The organism is Pseudomonas idahonensis, assembly GCF_037903935.1.
GTDB classification, from domain to species: domain Bacteria; phylum Pseudomonadota; class Gammaproteobacteria; order Pseudomonadales; family Pseudomonadaceae; genus Aquipseudomonas; species Aquipseudomonas danubii.
Genome location: NZ_CP149586.1, coordinates 1,871,428 through 1,886,079, shown reverse-complemented (window position 1 = coordinate 1,886,079; position 14,652 = coordinate 1,871,428). Strand labels below are relative to the sequence as shown.

Here is a 14,652-nt window from a genome sequence, read left to right as displayed (position 1 = left end):
TTTAAACACCGCCGAAACTGCCCGCCAAGGTGCCGATGATCAGGGCCCAGCCATCCACCAGAACAAACAGCATGATCTTGAACGGCAAGGAAATGATCAGCGGTGACAGCATCATCATGCCCATGGCCATCAGCACACTGGCCACCACCAGGTCGATGATCAGGAACGGGATAAAGATCATGAAGCCGATCTGGAAGGCCGTCTTGAGCTCCGAGGTGACGAAGGCCGGCACCAGGATGGTCAGCGGTGCCTGGTCGGGGCTGGCAATGTCGGTGCGCTTGGACAGGCGCATGAACAACTCCAGGTCACTGCTGCGAGTCTGCGCCAGCATAAAGTCCTTGATCGGCACCTGGGCCTTGGCCACCGCCTCCTGGGACGTGAGTTTTTCCGCCAGGTAAGGCTGCAAGGCATCCTGGTTCACCCGGTCGAACACCGGAGCCATGATGAACATGGTGAGGAACAGCGCCATGCCGGTGAGGATCTGGTTGGACGGCGTCTGCTGCAGACCCAGGGCCTGACGCAGGATCGAGAAAACGATGATGATCCGGGTGAAGCTGGTCATCAGCATGACGAACGCCGGGATGAAACTCAGCGCGGTCATGATCAGCAGGATCTGCAGGCTGACCGAGTATTCCTGCTGACCGTCGGCATTGGTGCCCAGGGTAATCGCCGGGATCGACAACGGGTCGGCCGCCAGCGCCAGCGGCGCCACCAACATCAGTGCCAACGTCAAGATGATGCGCAACGGCATTACTTCTTATCCTTATGATCCTTGCCCAACAGCTCCATCAGGCGCTGGGCAAACTCGGGCGTCGCCTGCTCGGCACTGGGCACCTGCACCGGTTCTTTGAGTACATGCAGCGGGGTGATGGTGCCCGGGGTCAGGCCCAGCAGAATCTGCTCGCTGCCCACTTGCACCAGCACCAGGCGATCGCGCGGCCCCAGGGCCCGGGAGCCGATCAACTCGATCACCTGCCCCTTCCCGGCGGGACCGGCCTGCTGCACCCGGCGCAGCAGCCAGGCGAGGAAGAAAATCAGCCCGATCACCAGCAGCAGGCCCAGCACCAGCTGGGTCAACTGCCCGCTGACACTGCCCACTGCCGGGGCTGCAGCCGCAGCTGTCGCCGCCGACTCTGCAGCCAGGGCGCCCAGGGGCAAACCGAGCACGACCACGCCAAGCAGCTTGTTCACTTAGCGCAGCTTCTTGATGCGTTCGCTGGGGCTGATCACGTCAGTCAGGCGAATACCGAACTTCTCGTTGACCACCACCACCTCGCCATGGGCGATCAGGGTGCCGTTGACCAGCACATCCAGCGGCTCGCCGGCCAGGCGATCAAGCTCGATCACCGACCCCTGGTTGAGCTGCAGCAGGTTGCGGATGTTGATGTCGGTGCTGCCCACTTCCATGGAGATCGATACCGGGATATCGAGAATCACGTCCAGGTTGGGACCGTCGAGCGTGACCGGCTCATGGCTCTTGGGCATGCTGCCGAACTCTTCCATCTGCAAACGCCCGGAGCCGGATGCGGCGCCTGCATCGGCGGCCAGCAAGGCGTCGATATCGGCCTGGCCGGCATCACCGGTTTCTTCCAGTGCAGCAGCCCATTCATCGGCCAGTGCCTGGTCGTCCTGGGAGTTAATTTCGTCAGCCATCTTGGGTCCTCGACGGGCAAAAATTCATTGAACAGCAAACAGGTTGGAGCGCCGCTCAACGGCGCTCGATCGGCTCGATCACTTGCAGCGCCAGGTTGCCCTTGTGGGAACCCAGCTTGACCTTGAACGACGGTACGCCGTTGGCACGCATGATCATGTCTTCCGGCAGTTCCACCGGGATCACATCGCCCGGCTGCATGTGCAGGATGTCCCGCAGGCGCAACTGACGACGGGCCACGGTGGCGCTCAGCGGCACTGCCACATCCAGCACGTCCTCGCGCAGTGCCTTGCTCCAGCGCTCGTCCTGGTCATCCAGGTCAGACTGGAAGCCGGCGTCGAGCATTTCGCGGATTGGCTCGATCATCGAGTACGGCATGGTCACGTGCAGGTCGCCGCCACCGCCATCGAGTTCGATGTGGAAGGTCGACACCACGATGGCTTCGCTGGGGCCGACGATGTTGGCCATGGCCGGGTTCACTTCCGAGTTTATGTACTCGAAGTTGACCGGCATGATCGCCTGCCAGGCTTCCTTCAGATCGACGAAGGCCTGCTCCAGCACCATGCGCACCACCCGCAGCTCGGTAGGCGTGAATTCACGCCCTTCGATCTTCGCGTGGCGGCCGTCGCCGCCGAAGAAGTTGTCCACCAGTTTGAACACCAGCTTGGCGTCGAGAATGAACAGCGCCGTGCCACGCAGCGGCTTGATCTTCACCAGGTTGAGGCTGGTGGGCACATACAGCGAGTGCACGTACTCACCAAACTTCATGACCTGCACGCCACCCACCGCCACATCGGCGGAACGACGCAGCATGTTGAACATGCTGATCCGGGTATAGCGGGCGAAACGCTCGTTGATCATTTCCAGGGTCGGCATGCGTCCGCGGACGATGCGATCCTGGCTGGTCAGGTCGTAGCTTTTGACACTGCCGGGCTCGGCAGCGTGTTCGGTCTGTACCAGACCGTCGTCGACGCCATGGAGCAGCGCATCGATCTCATCCTGGGACAGCAGGTCCTGCACGGCCATGTCGTGTTCCTACTGCAGTACGAAGTTAGTAAAGAGCAACTGCTCGACCACCACTTTGCCCACCTCTTTCTGCGCCACTTCCTGGACGCTGGCAGTGGCCTTCTGGCGGAGCATTTCCTGGCCAACCGGAGTCGCCAGGGTGTCGAAACTCTGTCCTGAGAACAGCATCACCAGGTTGTTGCGGATCACCGGCATGTGCACTTTCAGCGCATCCAGGTCGGCCTGGTTGCGCGCCAGCAGGGTAATGCTCACCTGCATGTAGCGCTGACGACCGTTCTGCGTGAAGTTGACGACGAAGGCCGGGGCCATGGGCTCGTAGATCGCTGCCGGCTTGACGTTGCTGGCGGTTTCCGCAACCGGCGCAGGCTTGCTCTGAGCACTGTGCATGAAGTACCAGGTGGCGCCGACCGACAAGCCGATGGCCAGCAACAACGCCAGAACAATCAAGAGGATAAGCTTGAGTTTGCTTTTCCCTGCGGTGGGTTTTTCTGCTGCTTCGCTCTTCGCCATGCCAATAATCCGTCACTATTCGGGGGTTCACAGTCGCACGGCAAGGCAAGAGCAAGTGTTATGCCAGATTTGTCCGAAATGGGGGGATAAGCAGCGGGGAAGGAGAAGCAAGGGGCATGGCGAGCTCTCTCGGCCACGCCCCCTCTGTCACTCAATCAGGCGTAATAGTCCACAGCGCTGGTGCCAATCACGGTCTGCACCGGGGCAGCCACTTCAGCCACGCCATGGGGCAACTCTTCGTCGCCACCGTCCAGGCGCGTGCCACTGGTGCTGGAACCACTCCTGCGGTTCTGCTCCTGCTGCGCCTGTTCCTGACCCTGCCAGCCGCGGGACTGGTCGGAAACGTTGACGTCCACCTGCCCCAACCCCTGCTGGCTGAACATGTCTCGCATACGGTGCATCTGCCCTTCCAGGGCTTCACGGACACCGGCATGGGCACTCATGAAGGTCACCTGGGTCTGCTGATCAGGAATCATGTGTACGCGAATATCCAGGCGTCCCAGCTCCGCAGGTTGCAACTGAATGTCCGCCGACCTGAGGTTGGCGCTGGACAGGTACATCACCCGATTGACCACTTCATCGGTCCAACCGCTCTGGTGCATGGCCAGCGGCTGGTTGACCGGCACCGCATTGGCGGTCTTCGGCGTCGCGGCCTGAGTCAGGGCCGCCAGACGATTGGCGAAATCATCCACCCGGGTATCGCTGGAAGCCCCCTTGAGGTCTTTCAGGCCGTCGGCAATCAGGCCAGTGAAGGCCTTTTCGCCGCCCTGCTCGGTGCTGTTCTTGCTGGTGTGCTGCTCAAGCATGCCAGCCATGCCATTGGCGAAGTTCTGCACCGACGTCAACTGACCGTCGGCATCGGCATTCGCGGGTGCAGCCTTGGGCTGAGACTGACTGGAAGCCGAGACATGCCCACCTTGCTCCATGGCCAGACGCAGCGCTGGCAAGGCATCCAGCGGATCGGCCTCAGGATCGAAGGCCTCCTTGGGCGGCTCCGCCACAGGTGCCACCGTCGGCACTACCGCTGCCACCACCCCAGCGGGCGGCGCCACGGGCACTTCCACCTGAGGTTGCGCAGCCACTACCGGCGGCGGCACTTCAGCGACCTGGGGTTGCGGCTGGATCGCCGGCAACAGACTCGGGTCCACCGGCGCCGGATCCACCGAGGCGTCGGCCTGCGTGGTATCAGCCGGCTTGCTGTCATCACTGGCGGCAGTGGCGGGCTTGCTGTCGCTGCTCACCGGCTTATCGGCAGGCAAGGTTTTGCCGCTATCGGCAACCGCCGGCTGCGGCGCGGCAGACTGATCGCTGGCAACATCCTTCTTCGGACTGTTGTCGACGCTCTTGTCCCGTACGGGCTTGGGCGAGTTGTCGGCGAGGGCCGGCGACTTGTTCTGCGGCTTGCTCTGAGACTCCTTGGCATAGAGCTGCGCGAAGCTGGACGCCTTGTCCCCAGGCTCGGCAACGCTTGCCAGAGGGCTGGCAGGGGCCGCTTGAGTCTTGGACTTAGCGTTGGCCTGAGCTGTGGCCTGAAGAAGCGAATTAGGGGTAACAGCCATGGGACAGTCTCCGCTGCACGGGGATCAAAGGTACAGTTCAGAGACTTGACTGCAAAGGTCGAGCCAGCTTTATCAACCTGCTGACAAAAGGTCGTTTCTCAGCAGTGGAAGCGCTGCAATTCCTGCTCGCACAAGCGCCGGACAATGGCGAACTCGCCATCGATCTCCCCCACCAGCTGGCGAATGCCATCAACGGCAGACTGTCCGGCCCGCACCTCAAGCTCATGACAGAGCTCAGCCAGGCGGATCGCCCCCATATTGCTGCTACTGCCCTTGAGACTGTGGGCGGTCGCCACTAGCTGCAGAGCATCCTCGGACTTGCGCAACAGCCGCACTCGTTCCTCGGAGTCGCAGACGAAAGTGTCCAGCAGGACGGGGTATTCATCCTCCATGACTTCCTGCAATGCGTTGAGCACCGTGTGGTCCAGATGTATCTCAGCCACTTGTTCACTCCTTGATCAAGAACCCCAGGATTATGCCAGAGCCTCCCAGGAAAACTCCACGCAGACACTGCGCCCATCGTCCGCCCACACCGCCTGGCGGCTCATCTGTCGGATCAGGCTCACGCCGCGCCCCGACAAGCGCTCGGTATCGTTGGGCCGAGCCAGGATCGCCGCGACATCGAACCCCTCGCCACTGTCTTCGATACGCACTATCAGGCGCCCTCCCGTCTCCAGGGGCTGCACCTGCAAATGCACCCGCACAAAGCCATCCTCTAGCTCCGCCAGCCTCACGGATCGCTCGCGGTAATAGCGGCTGAAGCCCTCGGCATCCCGTTTAAGCCGGGAGTCGAGCTTGAGCACACCGTGCTCCAAGGCATTGGAATAGAGTTCGGCCAGCACGCTGTACAGAGCCCCGCTCTGGGAGCGCAGGCCGTGCACCTCCAGCAACAACTGCAACAGATACGGCAAAGGATTGAAGCGCTTGAGGGTAGCGGCGCGGAACTCGAAGCTCACCGACCAATCCAGCGGACAGGACTGGCCGCTGTCGGAGTACACCGGGGCCGGCGGCGCCAGCCTGGGAAATTCTGGCAAGCCGACTTCGACCATGCTCACATCGTCCCGGGCACTGCCACCAAAGTCCTCCAGGGCCTGCTGAATCTCCTCGAACAGTCGCTCCTGCTCGCGGTTGGCGGCAAACACCCGGTGCAACCGCTCCACACCAAACAACTCATCGGCGGTGTTGCAGGTGTCGATCACCCCGTCGGACAGCAGGAATACCCGATCCCCCGGCGCCATGGGGAACACTTCAGTGCGATCTTCGAAAGCCTCGGCACTCAGCACCCCGAGGGGCAGATGTCGCGCCACCAGGGGCGTACGCGCACTGCCGGCATGACGATACAGATACCCCTCGGGCATGCCGCCATTCCACACCTCCACTGACCGTCGCTGGTTACTCAGGCACAGCAGGGTCGCACAACAGAACATATCCACCGGCAGGATGCGCTTGAGCTTGGCATTCATCTCCCGCAGGGTTTCCGGCAGTCCGTAACCCTTGGCGGTCATGCCATAAAACACCTCGGCCAGGGGCATGGCCCCAACCGCCGCTGGCAAGCCATGACCAGTGAAGTCCCCCAACAGCACATGCATGTCACCCGCCGGGGTGTAGGCCGCCAGCAGCAAATCGCCATTGAACAGCGCGTAAGGCGACTGCAGGTAGCGGATGTTCGGCGCATCCAGGCAACCGGAATGGGCGACCTTGTCGAACACCGCCTTGGCCACCCGCTGCTCGTTGAGCAAGTAATCGTGGTGACGAGTGATCTGGTCCCGCTGCGCCAGCACGGTTTCCTGCAGGCGCCGCAAACGGTCCATGGCGTTGATCTTGGCCCCCAGAATCACCGGGTTATAGGGCTTGGCCAGAAAGTCGTCGCCACCTGCCTCCAGACAGCGAGCCAGCGCCTCCCCTTCGCTCAGGGAGGTGAGGAAGATGATCGGCACCAGGGTCTCGCCCGCCAGGGTCTTGATCCGTCGCGCGGCCTCAAAGCCGTCCATCACCGGCATCATCGCGTCCATCAGCACTATGTGCGGACGCCGCTGCTCGAACAACGCAAGGGCCTCGGCCCCATTACTGGCCGCCAGCACCTGATGCCCCTGGCGCCGGATAATGCCAGACAGCAGCAAGCGGTCCGCCGCGCCATCTTCGGCGATCAGCACACACAGGGGCTCGGTCATCGAGCGCATACCGCTCAACTGATGTCGAAAAGCTTGTCGAAATTGGAGATGGCAAGGATCTTGCGCACATCCGAGTTGCTGTTGATCACCCGGACATCGGCATTGTCGCCACCGGCGTGATCACGCAACAGCAACAGCATGCCCAGGGCCGAGCTGTCGAGGTAGGTGGCTTCCTTGAGGTCCACCACGATGGACTCTGGCGTCCGGTTCAGGCGCTCATAGGATTCACGAAACTCCTGGTGGCGTCCAAAATCGAAGCGCCCCCTGATGGAAATCGTGAGTTTTTGTCCGTCCGGGGATATTTCTGTAACGACCGACATGTGACTGCTTCCTTGTCATTGACGACGTTTAAAAGGTTTAGCACCCACTGACCCGGCGAACAACCTGCAGACGAAAAATGAGCGCTCTCAATAAGGGTTCTGACGGGGCAGACGCTGGGAAAGTTCATCCAGCAGCTTCTGTTCGCGCTTGTCCTCAAGCGCTCGAGCCTCATCAATGTAACGCTGCACCAGCTTGCGCAGCCCTTCCACCCGGGCATAAGCCTGCTGCCAGGCCTCGCGCGCGCGATCGAGGTTGTTCTGATGCCAGGCAAGGCTTTGCCGCTGCTGGGCCACGGCGGTATCCAGCTGACTGAGAAAATACTGGTAGTTCATCAACCAGTGACCACTGACGCCGAGCTTGCCGCGCTCGACCCACTGTTCCTGGTAGTCGCCACGAAAACGCTCCAGGTCCCCGAGCTTGCTCTGGGCCACACGCACCTGGCCGTGAAAGTACTCCAGACGCTGGGCAGCGGTACGCTCGGCGTTTTCCGCCATGTCCACCACCGGCGCCAGACGCGCTGCACGGCTGTCGGCCATGGCCGGTTAGCCCCCCGTCGCTGGAGCGAAAAGCATTTCCAGGTGGGTCTGGCTATGACCCAGGCTGACGTTGTCGTTAAGGCCCTGGCGCAGGTAGGCAACCATCGCCGGCTGCAGGGAGATTGCGGTGTCGGTATCGCGATCGCCACCGGCGACGTAAGCGCCAACGCTGATCAAGTCCCGAGCCTGTTGATAACGCGACCACAACTGCTTGAAGTATTGCGCCCGAGCCATGTTGTCGGGGCTGATCACCGCCGGCATGACCCGGCTGATGGAGGCCTCGATATCGATGGCGGGATAATGCCCTTCTTCGGCCAGGCGCCGGGACAGCACAATATGCCCGTCGAGCACGCCCCGAGCCGAGTCGGCGATCGGGTCCTGCTGATCGTCACCCTCGGACAGCACGGTATAGAACGCGGTAATTGAGCCACCACCGGCCTCGGCATTACCGGCCCGCTCCACCAGCTTGGGCAGCTTGGCGAACACCGAAGGCGGGTAACCCTTGGTGGCCGGCGGCTCGCCAATGGCCAGAGCGATTTCCCGCTGGGCCTGGGCGAAACGGGTCAGGGAATCCATCAGCAACAGGACGTTCTTGCCCTTGTCGCGAAAATACTCGGCGATCCGCGTGCAGTACATCGCCGCCCGCAAACGCATCAACGGCGCATCGTCCGCTGGCGAAGCCACCACCACTGAACGCTTGAGACCTTCTTCACCGAGAATGTGCTCGATGAACTCCTTGACCTCACGGCCCCGCTCGCCGATCAGCCCGACCACGATGATGTCGGCCTCGGTGAAGCGAGTCATCATGCCCAGCAGCACACTCTTGCCCACGCCGGTACCAGCGAACAGACCGAGGCGCTGGCCGCGACCTACCGTCAATAAACCGTTGATACTGCGAATGCCCACATCCAGCGGCTGGCTGATGGGGTCACGCTTGAGGGGGTTGATGGTAGGACCGTCCATCGGCACCCAGTCCTCGGCACGCATGCCGCCCTTGCCATCCAGAGCGCGTCCGGCGCCATCCAGCACACGCCCGAGCATGCCCATGCCCATGGGCAAGCGCCCGGTATCAGCCAGAGGGACAACCCGAGCACCAGGAGCAATCCCGGCCACGCTACCGACCGGCATCAGGAACACCTTGCTCCCGGAAAAGCCCATGACTTCCGCCTCGACCTGAACCGGGTGATAACTGTCATCGTTGATCACCAGGCAGCGGGTGCCCATGGCGGCACGCAGGCCCTCGGCTTCAAGAGTAAGGCCGACCATGCGCAGCAGGCGGCCTTCAAGAATCGGCTGACCTGGTAGCTTGACGGCCTCGGCGTAACCTTCCAGGCGCTTGCCGAAACTGGTGCGTTCAAGGCGCATCGGGGTGTTCCGCAGGCTCGGCCTGCTCTGGAACGCTGGACTCTGCGGCGTCGACATCCGGCGCCGACGGAGTCCTTGGGCCGAGGTCCAGGCTCAGGTCAGCAGCCGCCGGGTGCAGCGACTGCTCATGCAACTGATCGGACAGTTGATCCAAGGCCTGGGTGATCCGGGTTTCGATGCTGGCATCGATGCGGCTGTGCTCGGTCTCGACCCGGCAACCACCGGGCAGCAGCGCCTCGTCCTCGACGATGCGCCAGCTTTCCTCGTGCCGCTCGCGCAGGCTCTTGACCTGCTCGAAGTCCTGCGGATTGACATAAAGACGTACATTGCCAACCCCCAGCGGCAATAGCTTGAGGGCCTCGCGCATGACGTGTTCGATCTGACTGGAATCCATCACCAGCTCACGCTGGATCACCTGCCGGGTGACGTGCTTGACCAGATCCACCAGGGTTTGTTCGATCTGCGTATCTTGCTCGGCGATGGGCTCGAACAAATTGACCATCAACTGTTCGAGCGCCTGCAACTTGGCGACCAGGGCGACTTCAGCCTCCTGGCGAACCTTGAGCGTGGTGCTGTGGAAGCCTTCCTTCTCGCCGGTGGCGAAACCTTCGTTATAGGCTTCCTGGCGAATGCTCTCGAGCTCTTCCAGGGTCAGTGGCTGGACTTCTTCCAGCGGCACTTCCTCGATTTCTTCCGGCACCTCTTCAGGCTCCGGCTCAGGCTCGGGCGGCTCGGGATCGAAACTGGGCAGTGCCCAGACGTCAAAACCCTCGACGTCCCGGGCACGAATCAGTTCGCTTTGGGACTCATCACTGCTGGACGACATAAAGCGACCTTAGATCATTTCTTCGCCGCCCTTCCCACCGAGAACAATCTCTCCGGCTTCGGCCATACGGCGGGCAATAGTGAGGATTTCCTTCTGCGCAGTTTCCACGTCGCTGACGCGAACCGGGCCCTTGGCTTCCAGGTCATCGCGCAGCAGCTCCGCCGCACGCTTGGACATGTTCTTGAAGATCTTTTCCTTGACCCCTTCGTCCGACCCCTTGAGGGCCAGAACCAGGACATCGGAAGACACTTCGCGCAACAGGGCCTGGATACCGCGGTCATCGACATCGGCCAGGTTGTTGAACACGAACATCAGGTCTTCGATCTGACCAGACAGGTCTTCGTCGACTTCGCGGATCGAGTCCATGAGCTGGCCTTCAATCGAGCTGTCGAGGAAGTTCATGATGTCGGCTGCGCGCTTGATACCGCCCAAGGTGGTACGGGACGCGTTGGAGTTGCCGGAGAATTGCTTCTCGAGAATCTGGTTCAGCTCTTTCAGGGCCGCTGGCTGCACAGTATTGAGCGAGGAAACCCGCAGAATGATGTCCAGGCGCGCCTTGTGGTCGAAGTTGCCCAGCACTTCACCGGCCTGATCCGGATCGAGGTAAGCCACCACGATGGCCTGGATCTGCGGGTGCTCGTAACGGATCACGTCGGCCACGGCCCGTGGTTCCATCCACTTCAGGCTGTCGAGGCCACTGGTGTTGCCACCCAGGAGGATACGGTCGATCAGGCCATTGGCCTTGTCTTCGCCCAGGGCCTGAGTAAGCATTTTGCGCACGTAGTCATCGGAACCGACGCCGAGACTGGTTTGATCGCCGACAATGTCGACGAACTCGCTCATCACCTGCTCGACCTGCTCACGGTGCACGTTGCCCATTTGCGCCATGGCCACACCCACACGCTGAACCTCTTTGGGCCCCATGTGGCGCAGCACTTGCGCAGCATCGGTGGAACCCAGGGACAGCAGCAGAATCGCGGCTTTGTCGACCCGGGTCAGTTTGGCGGTAGCGGCTCGGTTATCACTCATCTGCGTTAATCCACTCTTTCACGACCTGAGCCACACGACCCGGGTCTTCAGCCACCAGACTCTTGATTGCGTTCAACTGAGCGTCATAACCCTCGCTCGGGCTCGGCAGCAGAATGCTTTGCGGACCGCCCAGGCTGACGCGGTCGTTGGCCAGCTCGCCGTCCAGGCCGCCCATGCCGCCCAGCTCGACGTCGCTGCCCAGCCCTGCCAGTTCCTTGTTCTTGCCGCCGCCAGTGATGTTGTTGAGCACCGGGCGCAGCACGCCGAACACCAGCACCAGGATGAACAACACGCCCAGCACTTGCTTGACGATGTCCCAGAACCACGGCTGCGAGTAGAACGGAATGTCGGCGATCACTTCCCCACGCTCGGCGGAGAACGGCACATTGATTACGCTGACACTGTCGCCACGGCTGGCATCGAAGCCCACTGCGTCCTGCACCAGGCGAGTGAAGCGCGCCAATTCATCGGCGCTCCAGGGAGCGCGACTGGTTTCGCCGTTGGCCGGGTTGACCTTGACCTGATCATCCACCACCACCGCTACCGACAGGCGATTGAGACGCCCCTGCTGTTGCTTGGTGTGGCTGATGGAACGATCGAGTTCGAAGTTCTTGGTGGATTGTTGACGCTTGTCCGACGGGTACGGTGCCAGCATCGGCTGGCCGGTAGCCGGATCCATGATCTGCTGACCGTTGGCGTCCAACAGCGGCTGACCTGGCTGCACCATGCCCGCGGCGGCGGTAGCGCCACCGGTGGTTTGCGGCGCCGAAGCCGGCGAAGGCGGCTGGTTGCTCAGAGCACCCGGAACGCCTTGCGGACCATTGCTGCTGGAACGCTGCTCGTTGACCGACTGCTCACTGCGCAAGGCCGGCTGGTCTGGGTTGAACTGTTCGGAAGTGGATTCAACGGCGCTGAAGTCGACATCCGCCGAGACCTCAGCCTTGTAACGATCGTTGCCCAGCACTGGCTGCAGGATGTTGTGCACCCGCTGGGTCAGCATGCCCTCCAGGCGACGACTGTAGTCGAACTGCTTGCCGGCCATGGTCAGCGCGGAGTTTTCCGCTTGATCGGAGAGCAGGTTGCCCTTCTGGTCGACCACTGTGACTTGGGACTTGCTCAATTCGGGGACGCTGGTAGCCACCAGGTTAACGATGGCCATGACCTGGCCTGGCTCCAGGGAGCGGCCGGAGTACAGTTCTACCAGTACCGAAGCACTGGGCTTGCGCTCGTCGCGCACGAACACCGAGCTTTTGGGAATCGCCAGGTGCACCCGGGCGCCCTTGACATTGTTCAGGCTGGAGATGGTACGGGCCAGCTCGCCTTCCAGGCCGCGACGATAACGGGTCGCTTCCATGAACTGGCTGGTGCCCAGGCCTTGCTCTTTATCAAGGATCTCGAAGCCGACGTTGCCGTCACCCGGCGCCACACCGGCGGCAGCCAGTTTCAGGCGAGCACGAGACAGGTCATCAGCCTTGACCAGCAAGGCACCGGAGTTGGGCTCGACGGTGTAAGGAATGTCGGCAGAGGCCAGGGTGTCCATGACTTGCTTGGCGTCCATCCCGGCCAGGCTGCCGTACAGCGGCCGGTAATCGGGCTGCTGGGACCACAGCACCACGGCAAAGCCGATCGCCACGCTGGCGGCCAGGCCTACCAACAGGCCAACCTGACGCAGCATGGTCATCTGGGACAGGTTTTCCAGGAAGGACAAACCGAACAGCGGCGGTTTACCGTCTATCGGGGTGGCCTTGGCCGGTACGTTATCGGCGACTGCTTCTGCCATGACTCAATCTCGTCCTTAAACCGGCATCTGCATGATGTCTTGATACGCTTGAACCAGCTTGTTACGAACCTGGGTCAAGGCTTGAAAAGACACGCTGGCCTTTTGCGAGGAAATCATCACATCCGTCAGGTCCACACCGCTTTTGCCGATCTCGAAGGCACTGGCCAACTGATTGGACGCCTTCTGGGTGTCGTTGACCTTGTTCACGGCCTGGCCAAGCATGTCAGCGAAACTGCTGCCGCTGACCTCTGCCACTGCGGCGGATTTAGGCTGCGACATCGCGTCCATTTGCATGGCCCGCATATCCAGCATCAACCGATTAAATTCAACACCTTGGCTCATGGTCTACTCTCTCTGACGACCCGCAATTTTTTGACGCTCACCGTGCGGTTAGTGAGGTGTTAGCAACAAGGGTGCCAGCTCCATGGCCCAACTCGACAAAAGCCCATCCAGGACTTTGCATATCAGTAATCAGGTCGCAAACAGATAGGCCTCGACGTCCATTCCGGCGTCACGCATCTGCGCCAATTTGTAACGCAGGGTGCGCGGACTGATCCCCAGACGCTCCGCCGCCTCTTTGCGCCGCCCACGCTCGGAACGCAGGGTATCGATGATCATCTGAAATTCCCGGCGCCGCAGATCATCCCCCAGCCCCCCCGACTCCTGAGGCACGCCCTCATCCTCGCCGACCACGCCGCGCAACGCCGACTGACCGGCAGGAGCCAGAGCCGGCAGGGGTGCACAGGCCACCGGCCCGGCCAGGCAGAAATCTTCCGGCTGGATCAGGCCGCCCTGCTGCAGGATCAATGCCCGCTGCAAAGCGTTATCCAACTCCCGGACGTTGCCCGGCCATGGATAGGCCAACAGACACGCTTGCGCCTCAGCCGAGAGCCTGGCGGCGGCATGTTTCATTTTATTGACGTGTTTGGCCAGCAGACGCTCGGCCAGCGGCAAGATATCGGCGGTACGCTCGCGCAATGGTCTCCAGGCCAGAGGGAACACCGAAAGACGGTAATACAGATCCTCGCGGAAGCGTCCGGCCGCCACCTCTCCTGCCAAGTCGCGGTTCGTGGTGGCCACTACCCGGATATCCAGAGCGATAGGTTTACGCGCCCCCACCCGCTCCACTTCACGCTCCTGCAACACCCGCAGCAACTTCGCCTGCAGCCCCAGGGGCATTTCGGAAATTTCGTCCAGGAGAATAGTGCCGCCGTCGGCCTGCTCGAACTTGCCGGGCTGCGCGGCGATAGCCCCCGTGAAAGAACCCTTCTCATGCCCGAACAGGGTGGCTTCAAGCATGTTGTCGGGAATCGCCGCACAGTTGATGGCGATAAAGGGCTGGTTACTTCGATGGGAATGCTGGTGGATGTAACGCGCCAACACTTCCTTGCCCGTGCCGGACTCGCCGGAAATCAGCACAGTGGAATCACTACGGGCCACGCGCGCGGCCAGTTCCAGCAATTGCGCACTGGCCGGCTCAAAGGCTACAGGCCCCTCATCCTCGCCCGCCCCCAGGCAACCCAGGGCATGGCGCGCCACCAATTCCAGCAGGGCACGAGGCTCAAAGGGCTTGACCAGATAATCGGCAGCGCCTTGACGCATGGCCTCCACGGCTCGTTCGACGGCGCCATGGGCAGTCATCAGCAATACCGGCAACTGCGGTTGGCGGGCACGCAACAGACCCAACAACTGATGACCATCCATGCCAGGCATGTTGACATCGCTGACCACCAGGCTGAAGGACTCCACGGCGACCGCTTCCAGCGCCTCTTCCGCACTGCCGACCGCCTTGTAGTCATGACCGGCCAGCAGCAGAGTGTCCGCCAGGGCCTCGCGCAACGCGCGATCGTCTTCAACCAGTAGAACCTTGATTGCCAT

At 61.7% G+C, this 14,652-nt stretch carries 16 protein-coding genes; all 16 read right to left on the bottom strand.

Annotation, left to right across the window (positions count from 1 at the left end):
* Nucleotide 1: 1 nt before the first annotated feature.
* Nucleotides 2-751 (bottom strand): flagellar type III secretion system pore protein FliP, encoded by a 750-nt coding sequence (gene fliP, locus WIN67_RS08550; RefSeq protein WP_102864014.1) that lies wholly within the window; start codon nucleotides 749-751, stop codon nucleotides 2-4.
* The gene (gene fliO, locus WIN67_RS08545; protein ID WP_102878864.1) at nucleotides 751-1,191 is read right to left on the bottom strand and encodes a flagellar biosynthetic protein FliO; all 441 of its coding nucleotides are present in this window, start codon (nucleotides 1,189-1,191) and stop codon (nucleotides 751-753) included. Before fliO ends, fliP begins: the two co-directional genes overlap by 1 nt.
* Nucleotides 1,192-1,653 (bottom strand): flagellar motor switch protein FliN, encoded by a 462-nt coding sequence (fliN, locus tag WIN67_RS08540; protein WP_102864016.1) that lies wholly within the window; start codon nucleotides 1,651-1,653, stop codon nucleotides 1,192-1,194.
* Between the two features lie 55 nt (nucleotides 1,654-1,708).
* A complete protein-coding gene (gene fliM / locus WIN67_RS08535) occupies nucleotides 1,709-2,677 on the bottom strand; it encodes a flagellar motor switch protein FliM (RefSeq protein ID WP_011059984.1) in 969 nt (322 codons plus the stop codon).
* A 9-nt stretch (nucleotides 2,678-2,686) separates the two neighbouring features.
* Nucleotides 2,687-3,187, bottom strand: a complete 501-nt coding sequence (gene fliL, locus WIN67_RS08530) for a flagellar basal body-associated protein FliL (RefSeq protein WP_102864017.1) — start codon at nucleotides 3,185-3,187, stop codon at nucleotides 2,687-2,689.
* Nucleotides 3,188-3,342: 155 nt separating this feature from the next.
* Nucleotides 3,343-4,746 carry a flagellar hook-length control protein FliK gene (locus tag WIN67_RS08525; RefSeq protein WP_300245033.1) on the bottom strand — a complete coding sequence of 468 codons (1,404 nt, stop codon included), beginning with the start codon at nucleotides 4,744-4,746 and terminating at the stop codon, nucleotides 3,343-3,345.
* Nucleotides 4,747-4,844: 98 nt separating this feature from the next.
* On the bottom strand, nucleotides 4,845-5,189 hold the full coding sequence (locus WIN67_RS08520) for an Hpt domain-containing protein (RefSeq protein ID WP_102864019.1): 345 nt from the start codon (nucleotides 5,187-5,189) through the stop codon (nucleotides 4,845-4,847).
* 30 nt (nucleotides 5,190-5,219) lie between these two features.
* A complete protein-coding gene (locus tag WIN67_RS08515) occupies nucleotides 5,220-6,926 on the bottom strand; it encodes an ATP-binding SpoIIE family protein phosphatase (protein ID WP_110595159.1) in 1,707 nt (568 codons plus the stop codon).
* 5 nt (nucleotides 6,927-6,931) lie between these two features.
* A complete protein-coding gene (locus tag WIN67_RS08510; protein WP_011059979.1) occupies nucleotides 6,932-7,237 on the bottom strand; it encodes an STAS domain-containing protein in 306 nt (101 codons plus the stop codon).
* Nucleotides 7,238-7,324: 87 nt separating this feature from the next.
* On the bottom strand, nucleotides 7,325-7,774 hold the full coding sequence (fliJ, locus tag WIN67_RS08505) for a flagellar export protein FliJ (protein WP_102864021.1): 450 nt from the start codon (nucleotides 7,772-7,774) through the stop codon (nucleotides 7,325-7,327).
* A 6-nt stretch (nucleotides 7,775-7,780) separates the two neighbouring features.
* The gene (gene fliI / locus WIN67_RS08500) at nucleotides 7,781-9,139 is read right to left on the bottom strand and encodes a flagellar protein export ATPase FliI (RefSeq protein WP_102878860.1); all 1,359 of its coding nucleotides are present in this window, start codon (nucleotides 9,137-9,139) and stop codon (nucleotides 7,781-7,783) included.
* On the bottom strand, nucleotides 9,129-9,965 hold the full coding sequence (fliH, locus tag WIN67_RS08495; RefSeq protein WP_102864023.1) for a flagellar assembly protein FliH: 837 nt from the start codon (nucleotides 9,963-9,965) through the stop codon (nucleotides 9,129-9,131). Before fliH ends, fliI begins: the two co-directional genes overlap by 11 nt.
* 9 nt (nucleotides 9,966-9,974) lie before the next feature.
* Nucleotides 9,975-10,994 carry a flagellar motor switch protein FliG gene (fliG, locus tag WIN67_RS08490; protein WP_011059975.1) on the bottom strand — a complete coding sequence of 340 codons (1,020 nt, stop codon included), beginning with the start codon at nucleotides 10,992-10,994 and terminating at the stop codon, nucleotides 9,975-9,977.
* Nucleotides 10,987-12,774, bottom strand: coding sequence for a flagellar basal-body MS-ring/collar protein FliF (gene fliF / locus WIN67_RS08485; RefSeq protein ID WP_102864024.1), 1,788 nt, complete (start codon nucleotides 12,772-12,774; stop codon nucleotides 10,987-10,989). Before fliF ends, fliG begins: the two co-directional genes overlap by 8 nt.
* Nucleotides 12,775-12,789: 15 nt before the next feature.
* The gene (gene fliE / locus WIN67_RS08480) at nucleotides 12,790-13,116 is read right to left on the bottom strand and encodes a flagellar hook-basal body complex protein FliE (protein WP_102864025.1); all 327 of its coding nucleotides are present in this window, start codon (nucleotides 13,114-13,116) and stop codon (nucleotides 12,790-12,792) included.
* Nucleotides 13,117-13,245: 129 nt separating this feature from the next.
* Nucleotides 13,246-14,652, bottom strand: a complete 1,407-nt coding sequence (locus tag WIN67_RS08475; RefSeq protein ID WP_102878859.1) for a sigma-54-dependent transcriptional regulator — start codon at nucleotides 14,650-14,652, stop codon at nucleotides 13,246-13,248.

Excerpts from the sequence above, each read along its gene's own strand:
- fliP (WP_102864014.1), bottom strand. The coding sequence starts at position 751 with ATGCCGTTGCGCATCATCTTGACGTTGGCACTGATGTTGGTGGCGCCG.
- fliN (WP_102864016.1), bottom strand. The coding sequence starts at position 1,653 with ATGGCTGACGAAATTAACTCCCAGGACGACCAGGCACTGGCCGATGAA.
- fliM (WP_011059984.1), bottom strand. The coding sequence starts at position 2,677 with ATGGCCGTGCAGGACCTGCTGTCCCAGGATGAGATCGATGCGCTGCTC.
- fliL (WP_102864017.1), bottom strand. The coding sequence starts at position 3,187 with ATGGCGAAGAGCGAAGCAGCAGAAAAACCCACCGCAGGGAAAAGCAAA.
- WIN67_RS08525 (WP_300245033.1), bottom strand. The coding sequence starts at position 4,746 with ATGGCTGTTACCCCTAATTCGCTTCTTCAGGCCACAGCTCAGGCCAAC.
- WIN67_RS08515 (WP_110595159.1), bottom strand. The coding sequence starts at position 6,926 with ATGCGCTCGATGACCGAGCCCCTGTGTGTGCTGATCGCCGAAGATGGC.
- WIN67_RS08510 (WP_011059979.1), bottom strand. The coding sequence starts at position 7,237 with ATGTCGGTCGTTACAGAAATATCCCCGGACGGACAAAAACTCACGATT.
- fliJ (WP_102864021.1), bottom strand. The coding sequence starts at position 7,774 with ATGGCCGACAGCCGTGCAGCGCGTCTGGCGCCGGTGGTGGACATGGCG.
- fliI (WP_102878860.1), bottom strand. The coding sequence starts at position 9,139 with ATGCGCCTTGAACGCACCAGTTTCGGCAAGCGCCTGGAAGGTTACGCC.
- fliH (WP_102864023.1), bottom strand. The coding sequence starts at position 9,965 with ATGTCGTCCAGCAGTGATGAGTCCCAAAGCGAACTGATTCGTGCCCGG.
- fliG (WP_011059975.1), bottom strand. The coding sequence starts at position 10,994 with ATGAGTGATAACCGAGCCGCTACCGCCAAACTGACCCGGGTCGACAAA.
- fliF (WP_102864024.1), bottom strand. The coding sequence starts at position 12,774 with ATGGCAGAAGCAGTCGCCGATAACGTACCGGCCAAGGCCACCCCGATA.
- fliE (WP_102864025.1), bottom strand. The coding sequence starts at position 13,116 with ATGAGCCAAGGTGTTGAATTTAATCGGTTGATGCTGGATATGCGGGCC.
- WIN67_RS08475 (WP_102878859.1), bottom strand. The coding sequence starts at position 14,652 with ATGGCAATCAAGGTTCTACTGGTTGAAGACGATCGCGCGTTGCGCGAG.